At 31.9% G+C, this 23,632-nt stretch carries 13 protein-coding genes; 3 read left to right on the top strand and 10 right to left on the bottom strand.

Annotation, left to right across the window (positions count from 1 at the left end; translation table 11 throughout):
* Position 1 precedes the first annotated feature (1 nt).
* The 7 genes from Q0050_RS03630 to Q0050_RS03660 all read right to left on the bottom strand — a co-directional run bounded on the left by Q0050_RS03630 (position 2) and on the right by Q0050_RS03660 (position 14,472).
* Positions 2–3,412 (bottom strand): hypothetical protein, encoded by a 3,411-nt coding sequence (locus tag Q0050_RS03630; RefSeq protein WP_298392647.1) that lies wholly within the window; start codon positions 3,410–3,412, stop codon positions 2–4.
* Between the two features lie 130 nt (positions 3,413–3,542).
* Positions 3,543–4,313 carry a carbohydrate binding domain-containing protein gene (locus tag Q0050_RS03635; RefSeq protein ID WP_298392648.1) on the bottom strand — a complete coding sequence of 257 codons (771 nt, stop codon included), beginning with the start codon at positions 4,311–4,313 and terminating at the stop codon, positions 3,543–3,545.
* A gap of 26 nt (positions 4,314–4,339) precedes the next feature.
* Positions 4,340–5,221: a glycoside hydrolase family 16 protein gene (locus Q0050_RS03640; RefSeq protein WP_298392649.1), complete on the bottom strand. Its 882-nt coding sequence runs from the start codon at positions 5,219–5,221 to the stop codon at positions 4,340–4,342.
* A gap of 33 nt (positions 5,222–5,254) precedes the next feature.
* Positions 5,255–6,658 (bottom strand): Ig-like domain-containing protein, encoded by a 1,404-nt coding sequence (locus tag Q0050_RS03645; protein ID WP_298392650.1) that lies wholly within the window; start codon positions 6,656–6,658, stop codon positions 5,255–5,257.
* Between the two features lie 19 nt (positions 6,659–6,677).
* The gene (locus Q0050_RS03650) at positions 6,678–9,806 is read right to left on the bottom strand and encodes a glycoside hydrolase family 2 TIM barrel-domain containing protein (RefSeq protein WP_298392651.1); all 3,129 of its coding nucleotides are present in this window, start codon (positions 9,804–9,806) and stop codon (positions 6,678–6,680) included.
* Between the two features lie 368 nt (positions 9,807–10,174).
* Positions 10,175–12,973, bottom strand: coding sequence for a triple tyrosine motif-containing protein (locus Q0050_RS03655; protein WP_298392652.1), 2,799 nt, complete (start codon positions 12,971–12,973; stop codon positions 10,175–10,177).
* A gap of 77 nt (positions 12,974–13,050) precedes the next feature.
* A complete protein-coding gene (locus tag Q0050_RS03660; RefSeq protein ID WP_298392653.1) occupies positions 13,051–14,472 on the bottom strand; it encodes a T9SS type A sorting domain-containing protein in 1,422 nt (473 codons plus the stop codon).
* A 400-nt stretch (positions 14,473–14,872) separates the two neighbouring features.
* Between Q0050_RS03660 and uvrA the strand changes: the two genes are divergently transcribed.
* Both uvrA and Q0050_RS03670 read left to right on the top strand, forming a co-directional pair.
* On the top strand, positions 14,873–17,668 hold the full coding sequence (gene uvrA / locus Q0050_RS03665; RefSeq protein WP_298392654.1) for an excinuclease ABC subunit UvrA: 2,796 nt from the start codon (positions 14,873–14,875) through the stop codon (positions 17,666–17,668).
* 20 nt (positions 17,669–17,688) lie between these two features.
* Positions 17,689–18,618 carry a T9SS type A sorting domain-containing protein gene (locus Q0050_RS03670; protein ID WP_298392655.1) on the top strand — a complete coding sequence of 310 codons (930 nt, stop codon included), beginning with the start codon at positions 17,689–17,691 and terminating at the stop codon, positions 18,616–18,618.
* 53 nt (positions 18,619–18,671) lie between these two features.
* Here Q0050_RS03670 and Q0050_RS03675 read toward each other — a convergent pair whose 3' ends face one another.
* Entirely contained in the window at positions 18,672–19,868 is a 1,197-nt protein-coding gene (locus tag Q0050_RS03675; protein WP_298392656.1) for a M28 family peptidase, read from the bottom strand.
* Positions 19,869–20,122: 254 nt separating this feature from the next.
* On the opposite strand from Q0050_RS03675, the gene Q0050_RS03680 reads away from it, so the two are divergent.
* Positions 20,123–20,740, top strand: a complete 618-nt coding sequence (locus Q0050_RS03680) for a hypothetical protein (protein WP_298392657.1) — start codon at positions 20,123–20,125, stop codon at positions 20,738–20,740.
* A 123-nt stretch (positions 20,741–20,863) separates the two neighbouring features.
* Here the strand turns inward: Q0050_RS03680 and Q0050_RS03685 are convergent, their stop codons facing one another.
* Together Q0050_RS03685 and Q0050_RS03690 are read right to left on the bottom strand one after the other, a co-directional pair.
* A complete protein-coding gene (locus Q0050_RS03685; protein ID WP_298392658.1) occupies positions 20,864–22,327 on the bottom strand; it encodes an oligosaccharide flippase family protein in 1,464 nt (487 codons plus the stop codon).
* A 6-nt stretch (positions 22,328–22,333) separates the two neighbouring features.
* On the bottom strand, positions 22,334–23,632 hold the full coding sequence (locus tag Q0050_RS03690; protein ID WP_298392659.1) for a glycosyltransferase family 4 protein: 1,299 nt from the start codon (positions 23,630–23,632) through the stop codon (positions 22,334–22,336).

The raw sequence follows: 23,632 nt of genomic DNA on the forward strand, positions 1-23,632 counted from the left end.
ATTACTTTAAATCTTTTTCTAAAATATGAACCTCAATGTGATGAATTGTTCCTAATCTTCCGAATAAGTGTTGGCTTGTGGCTTCGTCTAGATGTAATGAATTTACTTTGTTAGATGTACCATCATTAAAAAACAATTCTAAATGTGATTCATTAGCAATCTTATAAATTATTGGCACTTGACAATAAGTAAATGCCAAAGAATTTATTTGCAGCGGAAGCACTTGATGATTAAAATGAATATCAACAAAATTGAAATCGGTTGGTTCATTTAAAAATTCTTCTTTTCGCAATAAACACGGGTTAAAATACAAACAGCCATTTTTTACAAAAACACCTAATTCTCCAAAACGAGATAAGATATCTTCTTTTACCTGTCCTGTCATTCCTGGTTGTTGCGCACCTTTACCTGCTGGCGTGTGTGAATAAGCATCGGTAGGAAAAGCACCATATAATTGCGGCGATTTGTGAACGCCGATACCTTCATTTATTTCATAATAATGTTCTAAAAGTCGGCCAATAACCTCATCTGATTGATTTTCTTCAACGGCTTTTAAACAACATTCTTGAACGGCTAATTGCAATTTAGAAACCATATGCCAATAAATTGAACCTAAACCTTCATAACCATAAAAAGTTCCTGAACGACCTGTAAAAGCTTTGTGATTAAAAACATTTTCGAAAATTTCCTCAACTAAACTCGCTTCTTGTTGCACTAAATTTGTGTATTCTTCTCTAGATTTTAGATTACTTAAAGCGGCTTTTAGATTACTTGCATTATTGAAGTTTCCGTTGAAGTGAAAATCTCCGTTACTATCTTTTTCTAAAATTTGTTTGTTGTTATCTTCCACCAACGCTGTTAGCAACCTAGAATTTTTAACGGCTTCTTTTGGTATTGTATTTTTGTCTAAAAATTTTGGTAATTGCTTGTTTGGATATAAAAGATAGCTGTATTGATCTTCTCTAAAAAGAGCCGAATTTTTCAATCCGTCAAGAACTTCGAGTGCTTCTATGGACGTTAAAAAACCAGAACTTAATACTGAAACCTGACCTTCTAGCATTTCACTCAAATAGGAAATTGAAACTTTATTGTTATCAACTGACATTAAATTATAAGCGTGGTATAATTTATCAATGCGTTGGTTAGCTTTTATAGAATGATCAATAAATGCTAGTGAAACTCTTGTAAAATTTTTCAAACCTTGCATCGAATGTGTGCGTTTTTTACCCCAAAATCCGCTATTATATACTTGATAACGATAATCGGACGCTGCTTTTCCTAAACGATTTAGAATATTTTTTCGAGAAACATCGTCAATAGTTCCTGATAGCAAAGCTTCATTTTCTAGCAAACATTCTCTAATTTCGTGATAAAATTCTACCATTTCGTTAGAAATCTTGATATTTTCTAGAGCTGAATTATCTATTAAATTTTGGAAGAATTTCAAGAAGCGTCTCAAGTAATATAACGTAACCATTGAAACGCCGTTACCAACTAAAGCATTGTTTGCATCGTTCCATTCAGGTCGTTGTGTGTTTAACCAAATTCCAGCTTCTGGAATAAAATTAGACATCTTAGATAAAACTGTTGCCAGTATTTTTTCAATAAAATTTACGTGATAAATTTCTTTATCGTTACTTTTTAGCAAAGCACCATCAGCGCCAATTGATTTTTTTCTTTCGTTGATGATAACTTCCCAATTGTGGTTGTAACCAATAGTGTCTTTTGGGTTTTTAAGAATTTCTTCATAAGGTTTTATCGTATAAGGAACAGCAGCATAGACAAAACATTCTTTTTCAAAATAAGAATGCAATTTTCGAGGTTGGTGTTTTTCAATAAACTCTAAAAACTTTAATAAATAGATGATTTGATGGTCGCCCCAATATCCTATATAAGACCAAGGATTATCAGGTTCGATGGTTTCCCAATCAAATCCATCTTTGGTGACACGATAAGGATTGTAACCATCGAATGTTGAAGCGTTCAAAAATTTATGAATCATACTATCGATAAAATTCGGAAAAGAGTGTGCTAAAGCTTCCCAATTTTGAAAAATATCGCGCCAGTTTCCTTCATAATCTAATATTTTGGAGCCATCAATCTCACTTTGCGTATTAATTGAAAATTTATTCCACGGACGACTTGGATCACCGTGTCTTCTGCTAAATTTTAAAGGTAAATATTCAATACACAATCGCTCGAAATCCACATCATTTTGTTGTGATGCTAACTCATTTAGTTGTGCGAGTAAGAAAGTTTCTGATAAATTATTTAAAACATTCTTAAGCTTTTCGTAAACGATTTTATTTGCTTTCGCCACATAATTTATAAAATCAGATTTTTCTATTTGATAATTAAAATCAAATATTCCGCCGCGCATTATATTGAAAAGCGTATTTGAAAAATGACGTGTGTCTCTTAAATTATCAGCTGTAGCTTGAAGTGCATCTGAAGTCGCGTTGAGTTCAATAAGTTTTTTCGTGCCCAACTCTACATCACTACTAATTTTATCTTCTAAGTTTTTATCGGATTGAATAGCATCAATAGTACTAATAATATCCGAATGATTTTGATTGACATTAGCAACAATCATCCAATTTTTAGAAGCTTTTGAATTTAAATTAATTTCTGAATTTAAAAAATAAGCCCCTTTTTCTCCTTTAATATCGTCTTCTTGATTAATAACATTTCCATTTCTGAAATTATTAACTTGTAGCGAAGAAACTAAATACTTCGGATTGTCTAATCCTAAAGACCAAACGATATTAGCTTTAAGAGCTTCACTTGGTTCGGCTTTATCGACAATAATAGCACTTAGAGCAAAAATTCCTAAGCCAGTTTTGCTATGTAGCTCACTGCGTTTATAAGCATCAACGAGATTACTGGTTGAACTTTGCAAATCACTGCTAACGCCATAAGGCATAATGTTTTGAACTCCGTCTAAAACTACTATCTTGTAATCAGTATCAGAATTATTAAAAAGTTCTGATTTTCTGACAAAGCCAAATTTATTACTTGAATTCCATTGGTATTGAAATGATAAGCCTAAGTCGTGATTGATTTCTTCAAAAAGAATTTTGTTACCGTAATAGTTTTTATAAAGGTTTCGTGTAATATTAAATCGGTTTGTGAAGCGTTGCGAAAATGGTTCCCAAATAAAGCGTTCGGTATCGGAATCAATTTGAAAAATAGTTTTGCTTCCGGTAATATCAGCTGACTCCGTAATTTTATCGTCTGTGTAATATGGGAACAGCGCGAATTCGGCATTCTTTCTTCCTGCTGTTAGTCCGCCATTACTTGAAATGAACATCCAATGATTAGAGTCACTTACTATACTCATAAAAAATGGCCTCATTCTATCGGAGTTTTCTATCTTATAAAATTTTTCGCCTCCTATTTCAATTAATTGCATAAATCAGTTTGAATGTTTGTGGGTTATTCCTACTAACAACCGACTCAATGAAAATTTAAAAAAATTCAACTAAGTGCATTGTTGTTAGTAAGAATACCTATTTATTTAATAAATGGTTAAGTTTTTTTTATTACGGAAGTTCGACAAGTGTTACGTTATCAATATTAACAGTTCCGGTAGCTGCACCCATATCAAAAAGAACTCTTGAATTTGCACTTGTAAAATTGGCTACTAAATCAATACTGAAATTTTGAACAGCGGTTGTTAAGTTTCGTGTTACAGTTGCATTGGTAAATGGCGCTCCACTCAAACCGATTCCAACGATCATACTTCTGTTAACGTTAGACCAAGCATCGAAAGTTAATCGATAAGTTTTTCCTTGTGTCATATTTTTCCCCACTTGAGATAAATTTACATCAAATGGATTTCCTGCCGCAGCAACATTGATAGAAAAATAGGTATTTCCTGCTTGTGAAACTAGAAGCGTAGCCGGAATAGGATTAGTTACACCAAGCGTCCAAGGCGAAGTTCCTGATTCAAAATTTCCGTTAGAAACTAAACCACCAGCAAATACAAATACAGAAACTTGACTAGTATAAACACTAGTCGCTCCAGTTGCATTATTTCTTGCAGTTAATTTTACTTGATATTGTCCTGTTTGGGTAAACGTTTTAATTGGATTTTGAGCAGTTGACGTTGTAGTATCGCCAAAATCCCAAAGATAACTATCTGCATTTTCAGAAGTATTTATAAAGGGTATGGTTGCTGATGTTCCTTCTTGAACGAAAGTATATTTCGCCATTACTACATTCTCATTTGCATCATTATCATCAGAATTATCGCAAGCTACAAGGTTCAATAAAATAAATAATAAACTAACTAATTTGATTGTTTTTTTCATGATATATTATTTTTCTTATTATTTATTTATTGATAAACTCTTACATAATCTACAAGCATGCGCTGCGGATAAGTTGTTTCAGCGTTTGGACTACCAGGTAAGTTACCACCAACAGCAAGGTTTAAAAGCATATAGAACGAGTTATCAAAAACCCATTCTCCGCCTTTTTCTTCAACATCTTGTCTTGTAATTTGATTGTATAAAACATCGTCAACATACCAATTAATATGATTTTCAGTCCATTCTATACCAAAAACATGAAAACCTGTATCAAATCGGTTATTGGCAAGATTATATTTTTTAGAAATACTATTTCCTCCGGAATAACCTGGTCCATGAATCGTTCCAAAAACTTCGGTTGGTTTATTTCCTAAATACTCCATAATATCTATTTCTCCACATTGAGGCCAAAGTACGTTATCAGCTTCATAACTAGGTAAAGAGCTATCGCAGCTAACATTGTTACCAACAATCGATTGTGCTTCACAGAAATTTTGTCCTAACAACCAGAAAGCAGGAAACATTCCTTTACCTTGTGGCATTTTGATACGAGCCTCAAAGCGACCGTATTTTTGTTCAAATTTATTACGACTTTTAATTCTTGAAGAAGTATAACTTACTCCGCCAAAAGTTTCAGCTTTTGCAGAAATAATAAGATATCCGTTTTGGACAACAGTATTCTCGGCTTTATAGAATTGTAATTCATTATTTCCCCAACCGTCATTTAATGGTCCGCGTCCGATATCAAAAGTCCATTTTGTTGGATCTGGTGCACCGTTTACATCAAATTCATCTTGAAAAACCAAATTGAATTTAGTGGTAACTGTTTGCTTTTCGTCATTTGAACATCCTGCTAGTAGTGATACCAAAACCAAACCTAGAGTGCTTTTTACTATATTTATTTTCATTTTGTTTTTTTATTAAATGTTTTTATCTGCTAATTAGTTATTATAAAAATAAATGTTATCAACATAAATAACAGAATTATCGCCGCCTTCAAGAATAATTTGTGCTAGATTAGATCTACTCAATAAACCAGGCATTGCCGAAAAAGGAATGTCAATCGATCTCCAACTTTGAGACACCAAGAAAGGTGCTGTAAACGTTGTTGAATGTCTTGTATCATCACCTCCACCAAAAACGCCATTTGCACCGAAATCAACAACAATAACTCGAAGTTGTCTTCCAGGAGCAATAGGACCAGGAATAAAAGCATCTAAATGGATGTGTGTTTTAGAAGTTGCATTTACAGTTGGACTACTAAACTCAATACCAACAAAATTAAAGTTTGTATAATTTAAGATATTATCTCCTAACACATTAAAGTCGTTAGAAACTGTTGTTTGAAAAGGTTGCCAATACCCATTGTAATAATTTACAGGAACATTAGCATAAGCATCTGAAAATATCGAAATTACGTTAGAAGGACTTCTTGTTGGAGTTGGCGCATTTACAAAAGTTCCAACGCAGTTTATTGTTAAGCTACCATTAGCAGGCACACCACCAAAAGTTGCCGTGATAACCGTTGTTCCTGCACTTAGCGAAGTAACTACACCATTTGAATCTACACTAGCAACACTAGGATTAGAAGAGTTAAATTCTAAATAAGCAGGACTTATTGTAACTGTTTGATTGCTTCCGTTTGGCATATTAAATGTAGTCGCAACATTCGCCACTGGAGTATTAATACCAACAAATGTTGTAGTTGTTTGGTTAATTCCATTTTGAATTGAAGCTTGTCCAGGAGCAATAGTTCCTAATTTTTCATACTTAACATTATCAATCCAGAATGTATATCCTAAACCTCCTTCTGGACCTTCAGCATACCAAAACATACCTTTTTCTTGAACCAATTTAGACGCATTAGGAATTGGAATAATTACTTTTTGCCAATTAGTTGTAATACTAACATTTCTTAATGTCACGTTATATTTATTCAAACCAAAGTCATTACCATAACCTACTTCATTTAAGTAAGCACCTTTTGATCCTTTAACCCAAAAGGTAAGCGCATCATAATCGGTTAAATTTCTTCCAGCACCATCAATGAAAACTCCACCAGCATAACCGCCATCGGCATCACCTTCATTAGGAACATCAAATCGCATCGAAGAAGTACCTTGATATTTTGTATCCGTGTCAACAGAAAAAGCTGTTAATTTTGAACCACCAAAAGCACCATAACCTAAACCAGCACTGAAACCATCAATGAAAACGTCTGGATTTTTGGAGAATGTTGATAAAGATGCATCGTCGGATAAATCTCTTTCACAACTTATGTTTGTTAACATTAACAAAGCTAATAAGAAGGAAAACTTTAAATAATTAATTTTTAAATTTTTCATTTTTTGAATTTTTTTTAAATTATTTTCCAATGTTAATATGAATGTAAGTTCTAATTTCCCATTCAGAACCATTTGGGAAACCAACAGGGCTTATTGTAGGTTCGGTATCAAAAACCTCCGTTGTTTGGTTTGGAGAAAATCTTGGTGAATAACGGTCAAGTGATCTCCAAGTTCCCATAATACCAATTTTAGTGTTTGGTAATATAAACCAATCTGGTTTACCCACAGTTGTTGAAATATCTAACATTAATTGAAGTGGATAAGTCAAGTTGAAATCTCTATGATAATCAAATGGACCCCAATCGTTTACTTTAACAGAATGCGTAACTTTTACTTTTTTGTAAATTAATCTAACGTCACCACCTAATCTTTCGATTAATCTTGGATCGCTACCATTAGATTGAGCGTTACCGAAATAAAGATTTGCAATAAATCCAAAATCTGGTGTTAATTTAGATACAATTCTAGTATTAGATTCCCATAAATCTTTTGCTGGAGCCGATTTATCAAATGCAAAAGAAGTACGGTTACTTAAAAATCCGATCGCAGCATCTTGAGTTGTTGGCAAATGACGGTAAACAAAACCAGTACTAACTGCAAATTTTGCGTCCTCCGACATGTCATTATCCCATTCGTACATCCAAGTTGCAGGTGTTGGATCATAAGTTAACAACAATTCTCCTCCAACTGTTTCTCTGTTAGCTCTAACTACAAAAGGATCGGCTTGAATATTTCTTAGTCTTCCTGGAGCATTTACATCATTTGGCATTGCCTCAACCAATGGCTTTTGCCATAAAAAGTTAGGTGCAATTTGGAAGTTTGAATTAACATTAAAGGTGAAACCTGTTAAGAAATTCATTTGGTTACCGCTTCCGCTATCTTTTAATCTCCATCCAGTAAAGGTTTGAGTAGCATCAGCACCACCATTGGCAACTAATCCCATAATGGCACCTTGCGTATAAACATTGAATTTTCCTTTTGAGAAGGTAATTTTTGCTTTTCCACCCCAATTATCTGATGATTTTACTTTATCGTCGTATATTGTATAGTTACCAGGCGTTCCTTCAGCGAATTGGAACGTTCGTCCGTTCAGTGGTTGTCCACCCCAAATTCCTCCAACTTCTAATCCTAAATTTTCAAATTTTCTTTTGAAATGAATTGTAACTCTTCTAGTTTTTGGCAATGGAATCGCTATAGAAGTATTTGCAACTGCAGCATCATCAATATCTTCGTGATATACTGCTGTAGCATCAATTTTACCTAATTTTGTGCCGTATTTCAGCAAAACAGCTGGATTTGCACCCCACCAAAGTTGCGGTCCGAAAGCAGCTTTAAATCCGTTTAATTCTTTTTTACCATCAAATTCAAAACCCGAAACCTCTCCGTTATAGATATCTAAGTTTGGACCGTAATTAGCTTCTGGATATAATCCGAAAAAATCTCCTTCGTAACCCCAATGGTAGTGACCTGTTCTGTAAAATCCTCTTAAATCAAAATACTTTTCATTCCAACTGTAAGAAGCATTATAGATTTGAACTCTATTTGGATCAGCAACATTTATTGGTCCATCTGGTGTTTCAACTTTTATTGCTCTACCTCTATTTTCGTAGAAAATTTCATTAATTGGATTCAAAGCCACATTACCCAGAATGTTAAAGTTAACATTAGCTTTCATATTAGCTGTTGGATTTCCTTCAATGCCAACATAATAAGACTGCATATGATCAAAGCCTAGTTGATTTGGATATTGAGTAGCGTTAGGATCTGGGCTATCAGGTGTAGTTAAAAGAGTTCCACCAGTATTGAAAGTTGTAAATTCAGCTCTCAAATTACTAATTTTTAATTTATCTGAACTTGAACCACCATTAGCAGCTTTGTCACCTCTTGCTCTCAAAACAGCATCCATTATTTGAATGTTTTTGAAATGATTTGAAATTCCTTCTAAAGTAGTTCCGTTTTCATAAGGATTAATTTTGTGTGCTTCTTTTAATGTATAATATGCTGCTCTTGGATATAAATCATATAAACCTCGTGGGTTAACTGGTCCTTTGGCGCAAACTCCAAACCATTCTTCGTTCATATTATTTTGACCTTGAATAAAATCATTGGTATAACCACCGTTTGACCAAGAAGCATTGCTATCGTGAACATCTAAGTTTTTAGTTTGTCCGAATTTCCACCAACCATCACTAAATTGAAAAGTAAATCCACCTAGAGAGTTACCCGACTTACCTAAATTAGCCGCATTGTCATAAATTTCTTTCCAGTTATTCACCATAAAATAAGCTTGTGATTTTTGATCTTCAGCATTATCAATAGCGTTAAAAGCATCAGCACCAAATTCGGTAAACATAATTGGCTTATTAAGTTTACTTTTTACTTCTTGAAAAGCATTTCCAAAAGAAACACCACGATACATATTAGTACCAAAAATGTCAATGTCTTTACATTCTTTAGCAATAATATCAAGGAAAAGTAAATCACCATTACAAATTGCTATCGGATGCGATGTATCAATTTTCTTCATTTCAACAACGGCTTCATTAAAGATAGTGTACATATCTTTAGCTCTTTTCGTTGATTTTCTATCTTCTAACGGAATGTTTTCTGTTTCAGCACCATCCCAAAACAAACCGTAGTTATTTTCGTTACCTAAAAGGAACATTAATAATCCCGGAGTATTTTTATACTCTTGAATCATTGCTTGAGTTTCTTTTAATAATAATTGTCTGGTTGCAGGATTTGAATATTCTGTATTTGGAACCCAACTTCCGTTGATTGTTAAACCATATCTACCAAATGAATGGTTCAACATAGTGTAAATACCATATTTTTCATAAATATAAGTAATCCATTTTGGTTGCACTCCTGTATACTGTCTGATGGCGTTTACACCCATATTTTTAAGCAAACCCATTTCGGTATCCAATGCTGCTTTGATAACATCATCGGATTGTTTCCATAAACTATAGTTGTAATTGGTACCAATTGGATCATAGTTCCAATTCATTCCATTGATGAAAAATGGTTTGTTGTTTACCAGTAATTTAAAATCATCTTTATCTTTCAAGACAGTCACTTTATCGGATTGTGCTCGTAAGTGATTTGAAAAACAACAAACAAAAAGAATTAGAATTAGTTTTTTCATGTGATGTACTTAATTTAAAATTTGAATTATACTTTGGTTTAGATTGATAGTTGTAATTTAATTTATTTATAAACTGAATTTAAATTTGTTCGAAAAAATTATAATGCTAGCCTATTGCCAATCATCCAATTTTGCATCATAATTATTTCATAAAAATAAAAGTTAAAATTATAAACAACGTAAAAAGAACCACAACAAAAAACATACACGATAAATATTGTAGGCTTTTATTATCATATCAACAATAAAAATGTTACTATTTGCAATAAATAGGAATGAAATAAAAGTACAAAAAAATAGAACTGTAGTGCTGTAATAAAACTCCTTGTTGAGTTAATGTATAGGTAAAATGATGGTTTTTGTAAAGGTTATATGTTTAAAATATACTCAACAAGACCTTGTTCGTGCTGCAAATCCATTTTTTTACGCAAACGATATCGCTTTATCTCCACACTTCGCACAGAAATGTTTAAAAGTGGTGCAATTTCTTTGGAAGATAAATTCAATCTCAAATAAGCACAGATTCTTAAATCGTTTGGTGTTAGTGACGGATGCAGTTGTTTTATCTTTTTAAGGAAGTCTTTATCGGCACTATCAAATGCATCTTTAAATTTGTTCCAAGTGTCTTCTTCTTTTACACTTTTATTGATGGTTGAAATAATAGATTTAATACTTCTGTTAGAATCACTATCATCAGAATTTTTTAAATCTTCTTTAATGATATTTAGTAATTCTGTTTTTTCAATTAGGTTAATTGTTGATGCAGCAAGTTCTTTGTTCTTTCTATCTACATCAATGCTCAATTGTTCGTTTTTAATATTCATAATCTCTTTTTGAATTTCTAATTCTTTCAATTCAAGAAGTAAATTATTTTCAGCAATAATCTTTTGATGGCGTTTATCGTGATATTGTGTGTACCACTTATTGATTTGATATATTAAAACGCCAAATAAGATCAAGTATATGAATAATGCTAAATTGGTGGCGTACCACGGTTTCTTAATTACAAAAGAATAACTTGCGATATTTTCTGTTAGCGAATTTGCAACTTTCGCTCGAATTCTAAAAACGTAACTACCAGATGGTAAATTTTCAAAACTAACCTTTGATGAAGAGGTCCAGTCGCTCCAATCATCGTGAAGACCTTCGAGAATGTACTGATATTCGCTATTTAGATAAATATCATAATCAGGAATTGTATAACTGAATGTGATGTTATTGTCATCGTGATCAAACGAACCTTCTTCAATTAATGATGAGTTAATCAATTTCTTATTTAAAATATTACTCGAAACTCCTGTTATGGAAACTTTATATTTATTGGCTTTTAAAAAACTGTTTTTTAGCAAATAATATCCATCTGTGGTACCAATCAAATAGGTGTTTCCGCTAATTTGAGCTATGTTTTCATATCCTGGCATTGAATTGGTCAATGATGCAGGAATTGGTAGACTATTTCGTTTAAGATCCTTTGAAAGTTTACCTTTCGAATAATAATGAATATAGTCTTTCGTGAAAAACCATAAATTATTTGATGCATCAACAATCATTTTTCCGGTTACATATTCTTCATTTTCAAAAATTTGACTTAAATAATTGTCTTTAAAAAATTGATTGCTTTTTTGATTTAGCTTAAAAACGCCCTCTTTAGAAGCATAATACAATTCATTATTATATTTAACTAAAGAAGCATTTTTACCTTTTTTAGGGTTTTCATATTTAAATTTACCCGTTATTGCAGTGTAATCCGAGTTAACAGTTAATCTAAAAATTCCGTTGTATTCGTGACTAACATATATTTGATTGGCCTTAATAATTTCAAAGTGTTTAGAGGAATAATCGAAATTCTTTAGCTTGTTTTTAAAACTCCATTTTCCGTTTTGCTTTTCTAAAACAGATATTCCATAGTAATTTCCTTGAAAAATTCGATTACCGTTAGCTTGAAACTTCCAAGTTCCTGATTGATTGAAAATTAAATTGGCGTTTTGCTCATTAACAATAAAAGTCCCTGAATCGTGTCCGCAAAATAATGTATTATCATAAACATATAAAGACCATACCTGACCTTTAGTGCCTTGTATAAAAGTAAAATCAGCATTCGAACCAACGTTTTTGTAAAACAAACCTTGATTTGATCCAATGTATATCCTATCTTTAAAAACAAGAGAAGCATAAATAGTTCCTAAAACACCCGATTCATCAACATAACTTCTAATTGATGATTGAAGATTTATACAATTTATTCCATTATCGAGTCCTAACCACAAATTTTTATCCAAATCCTCAAAAAGAGATAAAATGGTATTGTTTCCTAATTTATTTCTTTGATTAAGATGAAATTTTTGTTTTCCAAAAGCATCTAAAATAAATATTCCGTCAGAAATTGAACCTAAAGCAATACTGCCATCTTGAAGCTTTTGGGCACTGTAAATTCCGCTTTGTTGAATTTGACCATCAACAGCTGTGGAAAACTTAGATATAGTATTATTTTGATAAAAAAAGACACCTTGATTTTGCGTAATTAACAACAAACCATCACCCGATTCTATAATATTTACAATTCGATTATTTTTTACGATATCAATATCTAGAAACACTTTGCTTGTGCCACCTTCAATTTCAAACAAACCTTGACTTGTTTGATAAAAAATCCCTTTAGAGGTTTTAAACGACTTTAATATAGCTTGTTTCGGTTGAATTACCGAAAAGGAATTTGTTTTTAAATTATAAGCATAAATCCTTTGAAGTGACTGAAATAAAATCCAATTATCAAAAGGTAATATATTCCAAAATTGCTCATCAAACAATAATTTTACTTTCAGTTTTTTACATAAAGAATTATAAACTAATTGTCCATCTTTTTTTCGATTCCAATATCCAAAATCCATATAAGAACCCGTATAAATTTTATCATTTATACACTTAACAGACCTTATAATCGTTTCATTTGGTGACGGATACAACGTCCAAGCCGAACCATTAAATTCTAATAAACCTTCATTATTAGCGAAGAAAAGAAATTGATTAGAATCTTGTGAAATCATCCAATTTTGATTTCCTGCAGCATATTCATTAGGATGATACTTTACTATTGGTGGCAACTCTTGTGAAAAGAGAGATATTGAACATAGAAGAAAACTTAAAAAAAAACAAGTAGATGGTTTCATTTGCTTTATAATTGTATGCTAATATAAATAAAAAAGCACGACATAAATATCGTGCTTTAAAAAATTAAATATAAGAATTATTCCTTAATCACTTTTGAAGTAGAAACAGTTCCATCGATAGTTGTTTTTACTAAATAAACTCCATTTTGGAATCTAGTTAAATCAATTGATGTTGAAAGTTCATTAGGAGTAACTGAAAGCACTTCTTGTCCTAACATATTCACAACGGAAACATTTTGAATGCTATTTTTAGCTTCAATAGTAAATGTATTTTTTGTTGGATTAGGGAAAAGCTTCACTTTAGCAACTTCAAAACTAGCATTGTTTAAAGTTCCTTTGTAGAAATAAAAATTGTCTACAAACAAGATAGAAGGAGCCGTTGGGTCAATCAAAAGTTGTGTAATCGATGTTTTGTTAGCCAATGCTGAAAATGCAGTCATATCAACATCAATACTTTGCCAAGAACCTGAAACAACTGGTCCAAGTGGCGCAACTGCTTCAGCTCCAACAACAGTATTAACAATTTTAACACTGATCGGATTACTGTTTGGTGTCCAATAGTCAATATGCATTTTTTCCATTTGAGATAAATCTACACCTGTTGCATAGTTTGTAACCATTCCTAAGAATTCACATCCTGTCATTTTCCAAGTATCATTACCTTGAATTTGCACTGGCGTAAAAGAACCTAGCTGAGACCAAGTTGTTGGTAATTCGCTTAACGTAACGTTTGCATAAGCATTACTATATATCGATACAACATCAACAGCATTTCTAGCTGGAGGAGTTGGAGCTGCAACCAATGGTTCTTGACCAGCACAAGGTGCACAAGTACCACCACAATCAACACCTGTTTCACTACCATTTTGAATTCCATCAGAACAAGTAGCTGGATCAGTTAATTTATTTGCATTCCAAGTTACATTATCTATTAAGATTGTACCTCCAGTAGTTCTGTCTGGTCCGCCACATGTAAAGTCAAGAAAAATTACAAATTGATCATTGCTACTTGGTGCAGATTGCTCAGCAACATTCAACGAAGAAATATTCCAAGACAAAGTAACCCATTCATTAACTGTATTTACTAAACCTTCGTTAGTTGTTACCTCGATTACAGTTCCGTTAGTTGGTGTTACAAATTTAACACCTAATTTACCAACAAAACTCTTGTTTACTTGCATACTTACTGTAACATTACTTGGTACAGATGTATCAAATCTCCAAGTTCCTAACGCACCGTGAGCATTAATAAATCCTGCGTAACATGCAGAGTTTTGTGCTAAATCAACTTTCATTACCTTAGTTGTAGCAGATGTATTAACACCATTTGGCATTGGATTATCAACAATTGATAACACTGGATTTGGATTTTCAAAAGGAATCCAATTCGATAGCGTTCCTGAAGGCGTTGATGGCTCAAAACCTAAGTTGTATTGTTGTTGCTGTGCGAATCCGAAAGTGGACAAAACAAACAAGGATAATAGAGTAATTTTTTTCATAATAATTAATTTAAGTTTTATCAAATCTACACTTTTTTGTCGTTGTCTAATTTTTGTTTAACTATATAAAAACTATACAAAAAAAAATACTACGAAAACGTTTGAAATATCATATATAATGCGATTTATAACGTTTATTAATCTATTTTATAAAAAGTTGAATAATATCAAATGTTGTGGTAATGTTGAGTTAAAATCAGCTTAAAATTGATTTATTAAAATTTGAAATCTATGACTTATTTAATATTTTAATCATAAAAGTTACTATTTGATAAAAAAATAACAAAATAATTTAGTAAAATACAATTGTGTTTTTCATAAAAAGATTATGAGTTCAATATCTTATTTGATTCTTATGCGATTCAATAAATGACTATATTTGTGTTTCTAAAAATTTGCTATGATTACTAAAGACATTTCAACTCTTGAACCCAAAAAAAACATTTTAATTAAAGGTGCTGAAATTCATAATTTAAAATCCTTAGATGTTGCTATTCCAAGAAATAAATTAGTCGTTATCACAGGACTTTCAGGTTCTGGAAAATCATCTTTAGCTTTTGACACACTCTATGCCGAAGGTCAAAGAAGATATGTTGAAAGTTTATCTTCTTACGCACGTCAATTTTTGGGACGATTAGACAAACCAAAAGTTGAATATATAAAAGGAATTGCGCCAGCAATAGCGATTGAGCAAAAGGTAAATACCACAAATGCGCGATCAACTGTAGGAACATCTACTGAAATTTATGATTACTTAAAACTACTTTACGCTAGAATTGGTAAAACATTCTCACCAATTTCTGGAGCAGAAGTTAAAAAAGATACTGTTTCTGATGTAATCAATAAGGTCAAAACTTTTGAGTTAGAAAGTAGATGGTTACTACTTGCACCGATTCATCTAGAAAAAGGCAGAAAATTAGAAGACAAACTGAAAGTTCTTCTACAACAAGGTTTTGCTAGAGTTTTGGTTGATGGAGAAATGGTTCGATTAGATGAATTAGATTCAATTGAATTAAAACTTACCACTAAAAATACTTTATTAATAATTGATAGAATTATTGTTAAAGAGGAAGAAGAATTTTTTAATCGTTTGTCTGATGCTATACAAACTGCTTTTTTTGAAGGAAAAGGCATTTGTTATCTTGAAGATTTATCAACTAAAAATCGTTTAGAGTTTAGTTCAAATTTTGAATTAGACGGAATGACATTTCTAGAACCTAATGTACATTTATTTAGTTTCAATAATCCATATGGTGCTTGTCCAACGTGCGAAGGTTACGGAAATATTATCGGGATTGATGAAGATTTAGTTATACCAAATACAGCTCTTTCTGTGTTTGAAAATGCAATTTATCCGTGGCGTGGCGAAAGTATGGGATGGTACCGAGATGAATTGATAAACAAAGCTTACAAATTTGACTTCCCAATACACAAACCTTATTTTGAACTTTCTCAAGAACAAAAAGACTTGGTATGGAAAGGAAATCAATATTTTCAAGGATTAAACGACTTTTTTAAGGAATTAGAAGAAAAAAACTATAAAATTCAGAATCGTGTAATGCTTTCACGTTATCGTGGTAAAACAAAATGTAATGTTTGCAAAGGAAAGCGCCTAAGAATTGAAACGAATTACATCAAAATAAATGATAAAACCATATCTGATTTAGTCGATTTGCCAATCAAAAGACTGATTCCGTTTTTTGAAAGTTTACAATTATCTGACTATGATAGTACAGTTGCAAAACGACTTTTGATAGAAATAAAAAGTCGATTGGCCTTCTTAAGTAACGTTGGATTGGAATATTTAACTTTAAATAGAAATTCAGCGACACTTTCGGGCGGAGAATCTCAGCGTATTAACTTGGCTACATCTTTAGGAAGTAGTCTTGTGGGTTCAATGTATATTTTAGACGAACCAAGCATCGGTTTACATCCAAAAGACACCGAATTACTGATTGGAGTTCTTAAAAATCTTCGCGATTTAGGAAATACGGTTATCGTTGTAGAACACGACGAAGACATTATGAAACAAGCCGATATGATTATTGATATTGGTCCTGAAGCTGGAACTCACGGTGGAAATTTAGTAGCACAAGGAACATTCGATGAAATCTTAAAATCAGAATCTTTAACAGCAAAGTATTTAAATGGCGAAATGGAAATAAAAGTTCCAAGAATTCGTCGAAAATGGAACGCTTATATTGATATTTTGGGTGCTAGAGAAAACAATTTACAAAATCTTGATGTTCGTTTTCCATTAGAATGTTTGACCGTTGTAACAGGAGTTTCTGGTAGCGGAAAAAGTACTTTAGTAAAAAAGATATTATTTCCGGCGATTCAAAAAAGATTGGAAGGAGTTGGTGAAAAAGCAGGTCAATTTTCTGATATGCAAGGCCATTATCACAAAATTCATCATATTGAATATGTAGATCAAAATCCAATAGGAAGAAGTTCGCGTTCTAATCCGGTAACTTATATAAAGGCCTATGACGACATTCGCGACTTATTTTCAAAGACTAAATTAGCTAAGATTCGTGGTTATCAACCCAAACATTTTTCGTTTAATGTTGATGGCGGACGCTGTGAAACGTGCAAAGGTGATGGCTCTATTAACGTAGAAATGGTATTTATGGCCGATGTAGAATTGCCATGCGAAACTTGCAACGGAAAACGATTTAAAAAAGAAATTCTAGAAGTAACTTTTGAAGGTAAAAACATCGATGACATCTTAACGATGACTATTGATGACGCTATTTCATTTTTTAGCGAACATAAACAAGCCAAAATTATGCAAAAGTTACAACCGCTACAAGATGTTGGATTGGGTTATGTGCAATTAGGACAATCTTCTTCTACTCTTTCTGGTGGTGAAGCTCAACGTATAAAATTGGCATCATTTCTTGTAAAAGGAACAACCAAAGATAAAGCTTTGTTTGTCTTTGATGAACCTACAACAGGATTGCATTTTCACGATATCCAAAAATTATTGACCTCTTTTGAAGCCTTGATTGACAAAGGACATTCGATTATAGTAGTCGAACACAACCTTGACTTGATTAAATGTGCTGATTGGATCATTGATTTAGGTCCAGAAGGTGGCGAAAATGGCGGATTGCTTTTGGCTGCAGGAACGCCTGAAGAAGTTGTTAAAAATAAGAAATCTATTACAGGTAAGTATTTAAAAGAAAAATTATAATTTTACAAAAAAAACAAAATATGAAAAAAACACTACCCATTATCTTCTTATTTTTGAGTTTATCTGTTACTGCTCAAAATTATGTTTTCAGCAATCTTACAGGAACTTACGCCGATTTAACTGGCTCAACATCAATTAACAATGGTGAAATTTGGGATGATCCTGAATATGACTTCGTGTTACCTTTTCCATTTACCATAAACGGGAATACAAATTCAAATTTTAAAGTATATGATAGTTACATTGTTCAACAAACTACTGGTTCAATTTTCCAAGTTGCGGCCTCATTTGCAACTGATTTAATTGATCGTGGCGATGGTGGAACTACTTCATTATCAAATATTAGTTACAAAATTGATGGTGCTGTGGGAAGTAGAATTGCAAAAATTGAATACAAAAATTGTGGTGCATTCAATGATTTTACACTAGATATGTTTGTGAATTTTCAAATTTGGCTTTATGAAGGTTCGAATATTATTGAATATCGTTATGGACCAAGTTCTGTGACAGATAGCGTTAGTTTTTACGGTGGTGATTCTGGGGCAATTATCGGAATTAGTGGCGTAGATATCAATGATACTTTATCTAATTCACTGTTTTTAACTGGACCAGTTTCTAATCCAACTGTCTCAAATATCGATGATACCATTACAGGAACGCCTGCGACAAATACAATTTACAGATTTACACCACCAAATTTAAATACTGCTGAAATCACATCATCGTCAGTGACATTATATCCAAATCCGTTTAGTGATTTTATTGTTATTGATGGTTTGAAATCCACTTTTAGCTACGCTATTTATAACATTGCAGGAAAAGTGATTCAAAGCAACAATGACTTAACTTCAGGAGTTCAAATCGACACAAAATCATTTGAATCAGGAATTTATCTACTGAAAATTGTTTCTGAAAAGGAAACTATTACCAAGAAAATTATTAAAATGTAGTTTATTTGTTTTATCAAATAAAAAATGGCTTCAATTATCGAAGCCATTTTTTTTTACTCAATTACTATTTTCTTAGTTATTCTTTTATCTCCAACATTCAAAACACCTAAATAAATTCCTTTTGATAAATTAGGTATCGGAATTGATTCAATAAGTTTGGCATTTTCAATTACTTTTTCAAGAACCACTTTACCATTTAAATCTATTAATGAAAAACTATAATTAGTTTCAGACATCGAACCCAAATTAATATTTAAAGAATCTTTAGTAGGATTTGGAAAGAAACTTACGTTAAAATCAGAAGTTGAAGTTTCTAATGCTAATGTTGATGTGCTTGCTTTTGCAAAATGCATCGTAGCTCCGATTGTGGCTTTTGCAACATTAAAATTATAAACTGGATCCATATTGACTAATAAATCGGTGGCAGTATGCTTGTGAGTAGTTTCGTTTTTCTCAAAAAAACCAGTTATAATATCGCTATTACTTTGAAACGACATATAATCTGAAGCATAAGCTGAGGCTAAAAAGGTGTTTAGCGGCGAATACAATCCAACACAAGTTATTAATTGATTGGTGAAAGCACTAGAAGCTGCGTTGTTTACTGTAGGCGATGAAGTATCTCGTTCGCAGGTGATTGTATTATTTACCATTCCGGCAACGCCACCAACTTCATCTAAATTAAAAACCAATCGAATATCCATTTTTGGTGTAGTAGAATTTACTACTGCTGACACATAATTTTGGCTTCCTTTTAATCCATCTTCTTCACCGCTGAAATTGATGAATTTTATAGAATATTCGGTTGGTATGTTTTGCAACAATCGTGCTGTTTCAAGAATAGAAACTACACCACTTCCGTTATCGTTGGTACCTGTTCCAACAATGGAATCATAATGACCACAAACAATAAGAAAAGTATTTGGGTAAACCGTTCCAATTTTTGTTACTACTAAATTTTTACAAACTGCGGCTGAACCGGCATAAGTATAAGAATATTCTTGAAGTTGACTGGCAGTGTAACCGTAGCTTAAATATTTGTTCTTTAACCAATCTAAAGTATTTTGTAAAGCTGGAGTTCCTCTTCGTTTTACGCCTAAAGCTTCATATTGTGTTAAATTAGTTGTGATATTACTTTGAGAACATTGATTTACGACATTAGCATAAGCTTGCTCAAAGGTTTGACCAAACATATTGACGCTAAATAGTATTACAAAAGAAAAGAAAAGTAAGTTACTTTTTGTGAAATTCATAACAAAAAATGATAGTTATTTAGTTAATGGCATCAAAAGTAATAAAATTTTAGAAACTTATTAAATTAATTTTTGGAGCCAAATCATCAAATAACAATTTATTTTCCAACTAGTTAAAAATCATTAACAAATCGTTGACAAATCATTATACTAGCTTTGGCACACATCTTGAAATATACCAAATATCAGAAAAACAATCTGATCGAAGAAGCTGAAAATCGAACGAGTAAGCAAAAGCTTTAAAACGATTTATTATGAGAACAATTACTTTATTAGTAGCAAGCATTATGTTAACTGCAAGTGTAGCAAATGCACAAGAAAAAAGAAGTTACAATCACACTACAACAGCAAGTTGTAATTTTGATGAACCAATTTCATTTACAGAACGAGGCATAGAGTTTTTCGTATTTGCTAATGGTGACTTTGATTTTAATACACGTCCAAATGATTCTCAAGGAGATTATCATTACCGATTAGCTGGAAAGAGAACTGCTGACGTAAATAGAAGAAATCCTGTTAATTATGGAGTTTTAGTAGAACACGATAGTTTTGGTAGAGTACGCAGAGTTGGAAACACTTTTATCAACTATGATAGTCAAGACAGAGTGAATAGAATTGGAACCGTATATATGAGATACAACCGATTTGCCTTAACACAAGTAGGTGGTTTAAGAATAGTTTACAACCGTCGTGGTGAAATAATCGACATGATTGGTCAAGTAAAAAGAAACAGTGGTTTTATTTATAACAATAACGCAACTGCAACCACTTATGGAAACGGAAATAGCGGAAACGGAAACGGTTACTACTATTACAGAACAGACGGAACAAAAGCATTAGTTGAAAACGATGCTAAAGAAGATAAAGAATAAAAGATTGATTGGTTGGTTAGGTTTGTTTAAATCCTGCGGATTCTGGAAAGATGAAGCAGGATTATTCATTCATTCTAAACTCTTGAACTGAATTTATTTCAGTTTGATTCAGAATCTAACTTATTAAAAACGCACTTTTTTCAAAACAGAGTCAACAACTTGGTTTACTTCCGCAGAAATTGCTAATTTATAATTAATAAACCAATAGAAAATAGAAATCAAAATAGATTTTAAACCAATATTAATTATCGGATGAAAAGGAAATTCCCAAAAGAAAAATAGTAAAAAACAAGCTATTAATATACAAAATGAATACAGAGTTTTTATTGTAAACGGATATAAATTCATTTTTTTCACTACGTATATTAATTTGATAGTATTGTAAATGGCAATTGTAATTAATGTGGCAAAAGCGGAACCTTCAATATCATACAGCGGAATAAAAATGGCATTTAAAACGATCATAATAATAACAGTCACAACTCCAAAAAGTAGAACTGTTCTATAATACTTTGTATTTACAATTATCGAATTATTATTTCCTAACAAAACATCATAGAATTTGCATAAGCCAATCATATAAACCACCCAAATTCCACCACTATATTCATCAGGTATAATCTTATACAACTCTTTTATATTCAAAAAAATAAGCATCATTATAAAACCACCAATTACTTGAAGATTTATGGCACTTTTTTTATATAAATCATTCAACTCATCAAGCTTATGCTCTGCCATTAATCTCGCAGTTATGGGCGCCACTATTTGATTCATTGCTCTGTAAGGAACAATAATAACGGTTGAAATAAAAATAGCTACTGCATACAAAGCATTTTGACTAATATCTTTATAAAACGGAATCATTACTTTATCAAAATCAACCAACATCACGGCAACACCGCCAGATACAATTATAAATAATGAATATTGAATAATTTCTTTACTATTAGCAGGAATTACAAATCTTAAAACTGGTGCTTTAACAGAAATTGCATAAAGTTTCATAACAATTAATTGCACAAAGTAAGCAGATGCAATTCCATAAACGCAAGTTGATTTATCAATTAAATTGAAATGAACTGCAAAAAGTAAAAACATTACGATTACACGAATTAGTACTTCGCTAATCAAATTTCCAATAACCGATTGCATATGCACTTTAACCCAAGCATAATACACCTCAAAATAGGCCATAAGTAAACCAACAATTGGAATAAGCCAAAAATAAGGTTCTAAAGTAGGATTTTCGATAAGCCAACCACTTGAAATTGGGTCATAAAAAATATAAAAAATTGCCGTTATTGGCACTATGAATGCTAATGGTAAGCACAGCATAAACGTTAAAAACTCTTCTCTTTCTTTTTCAGTTTTATACTGAGAAAAAAAACGAATTAAAGTATTTTGTGCACCAAATGCCATTAAAGGCATCATAATATTTGCACCTGATAAAATTGTGGAAACAATACCGTAATGCATTTTTCCTAAAAAGTTCGTATACAAAAACAAGGCATTAATAGCTCCAATCCCAAACCCGAAAAAAGTGATTATGGTATTTTTAATAGATTGATTTTGAACTATTCCCATTTAAAGTTACGAATTACTAGTTATGAGTTTTGCGAGATTTTCGGTCAAACTTTTACGAGAATACTGCTGTAAACCAACTGGATACACTTTTAAATTGTGATTTAGGTACAATTCAAAGTGGGATAAAATTGTCTTTTTCAAACGCTCTTTTTCATTGTAAGTAAAAAATACACCAGTGTTGGTAGCTGTAATGATTTCTGCAAAATCAGAATCTTTTGGTCCAATAGCTATTATTGGCCTTTCTGAAACCATATATTCAAATAATTTTCCTGGTATGATGCTTTTAGTATCTTCAGAATCAATTTCGATCAACAACAAAACCTGTGATGTTCTTTGATGTTTTACTGCTTCAGAATGGGAAACATATCCTAAATTATTAAGATGCGAATCTAATTTAAATTCTGAAATAGAATCTAAAACTTCTTGACTTACTTTACCCATAAGTTTTAATTGAAAATGGGATTTAAAAACTTCATTTTCCAAGATTAATTCGTGTAAAGATTCCCACAAAATCTTCGGATTTCTATCCGATAAAAATGAACCAATATGAGCCATTGTAAATTTCTCATCCAAAGACTGTTTTGAAACTTTTTCGATATCATAACCATTAGTAATTACTTCAATTGGCTTATTAGTAATAGCTTGGAATTCTGTTTTTGTGGTTTTACTTGTAACAATAATAACATCGGCAGTATTCAAAACCTGATGTTCTAATGCTTTGTGCTTTTTATCTGCAAATGAAGATAACTTTAAGGCCTTATGATATCCAATAGTAGTCCAAGGATCACGAAAATCGGCAAACCACTTCACTCCTAGTTCGTGTTTTAATTTCAAACCAATTAAATGCAAAGAATGTGGTGGTCCAGAAGTTACAATAGTATCAATATTATTTTCTTGAATGTATTTTTTCAAATAAGTTACAGATGGATTTACCCAAAATTTACGCGCATCAGGAATGAATAAATTGCCTCGAACCCAAAGCATCATTTTTTCAACAAAACTTTGTTTTTTAGCTGCTGGAATAATTCCTGAACTTATTTTTTTGGTTTCCTTTTTAGATAAAAATCCGGCTAATTGATAAGGTTCAAATATTTTATTTTTAAGAATAATTGCTTTATCAGAAACTTCACTCATCAACCCTTCATCAACTATAGGATACGTCGGATTTTCGGGAATATAAACTATGGGTTGAACATTAAAATCGGGCAAATATTTTACAAATTTCAACCAACGTTGCACGCCTGGTCCGCCAGCTGGAGGCCAATAGTACGTGATGACTAAAAGTTTTTTTTGATTCGTTTCCAA

This window comes from Flavobacterium sp. (genome assembly GCF_027483985.1).
Taxonomy (GTDB): Bacteria; Bacteroidota; Bacteroidia; order Flavobacteriales; family Flavobacteriaceae; genus Flavobacterium.

Bases quoted from the DNA above. Each gene is read 5' to 3' on its own strand.
- Q0050_RS03660 (WP_298392653.1), bottom strand. From the start codon at position 14,472: ATGAAAAAAATTACTCTATTATCCTTGTTTGTTTTGTCCACTTTCGGA.
- Q0050_RS03685 (WP_298392658.1), bottom strand. From the start codon at position 22,327: ATGGGAATAGTTCAAAATCAATCTATTAAAAATACCATAATCACTTTT.
- Q0050_RS03655 (WP_298392652.1), bottom strand. From the start codon at position 12,973: ATGAAACCATCTACTTGTTTTTTTTTAAGTTTTCTTCTATGTTCAATA.
- Q0050_RS03680 (WP_298392657.1), top strand. From the start codon at position 20,123: ATGAGAACAATTACTTTATTAGTAGCAAGCATTATGTTAACTGCAAGT.
- Q0050_RS03645 (WP_298392650.1), bottom strand. From the start codon at position 6,658: ATGAAAAATTTAAAAATTAATTATTTAAAGTTTTCCTTCTTATTAGCT.
- Q0050_RS03640 (WP_298392649.1), bottom strand. From the start codon at position 5,221: ATGAAAATAAATATAGTAAAAAGCACTCTAGGTTTGGTTTTGGTATCA.
- Q0050_RS03650 (WP_298392651.1), bottom strand. From the start codon at position 9,806: ATGAAAAAACTAATTCTAATTCTTTTTGTTTGTTGTTTTTCAAATCAC.
- Q0050_RS03670 (WP_298392655.1), top strand. From the start codon at position 17,689: ATGAAAAAAACACTACCCATTATCTTCTTATTTTTGAGTTTATCTGTT.
- Q0050_RS03630 (WP_298392647.1), bottom strand. From the start codon at position 3,412: ATGCAATTAATTGAAATAGGAGGCGAAAAATTTTATAAGATAGAAAAC.
- uvrA (WP_298392654.1), top strand. From the start codon at position 14,873: ATGATTACTAAAGACATTTCAACTCTTGAACCCAAAAAAAACATTTTA.
- Q0050_RS03635 (WP_298392648.1), bottom strand. From the start codon at position 4,313: ATGAAAAAAACAATCAAATTAGTTAGTTTATTATTTATTTTATTGAAC.
- Q0050_RS03675 (WP_298392656.1), bottom strand. From the start codon at position 19,868: ATGAATTTCACAAAAAGTAACTTACTTTTCTTTTCTTTTGTAATACTA.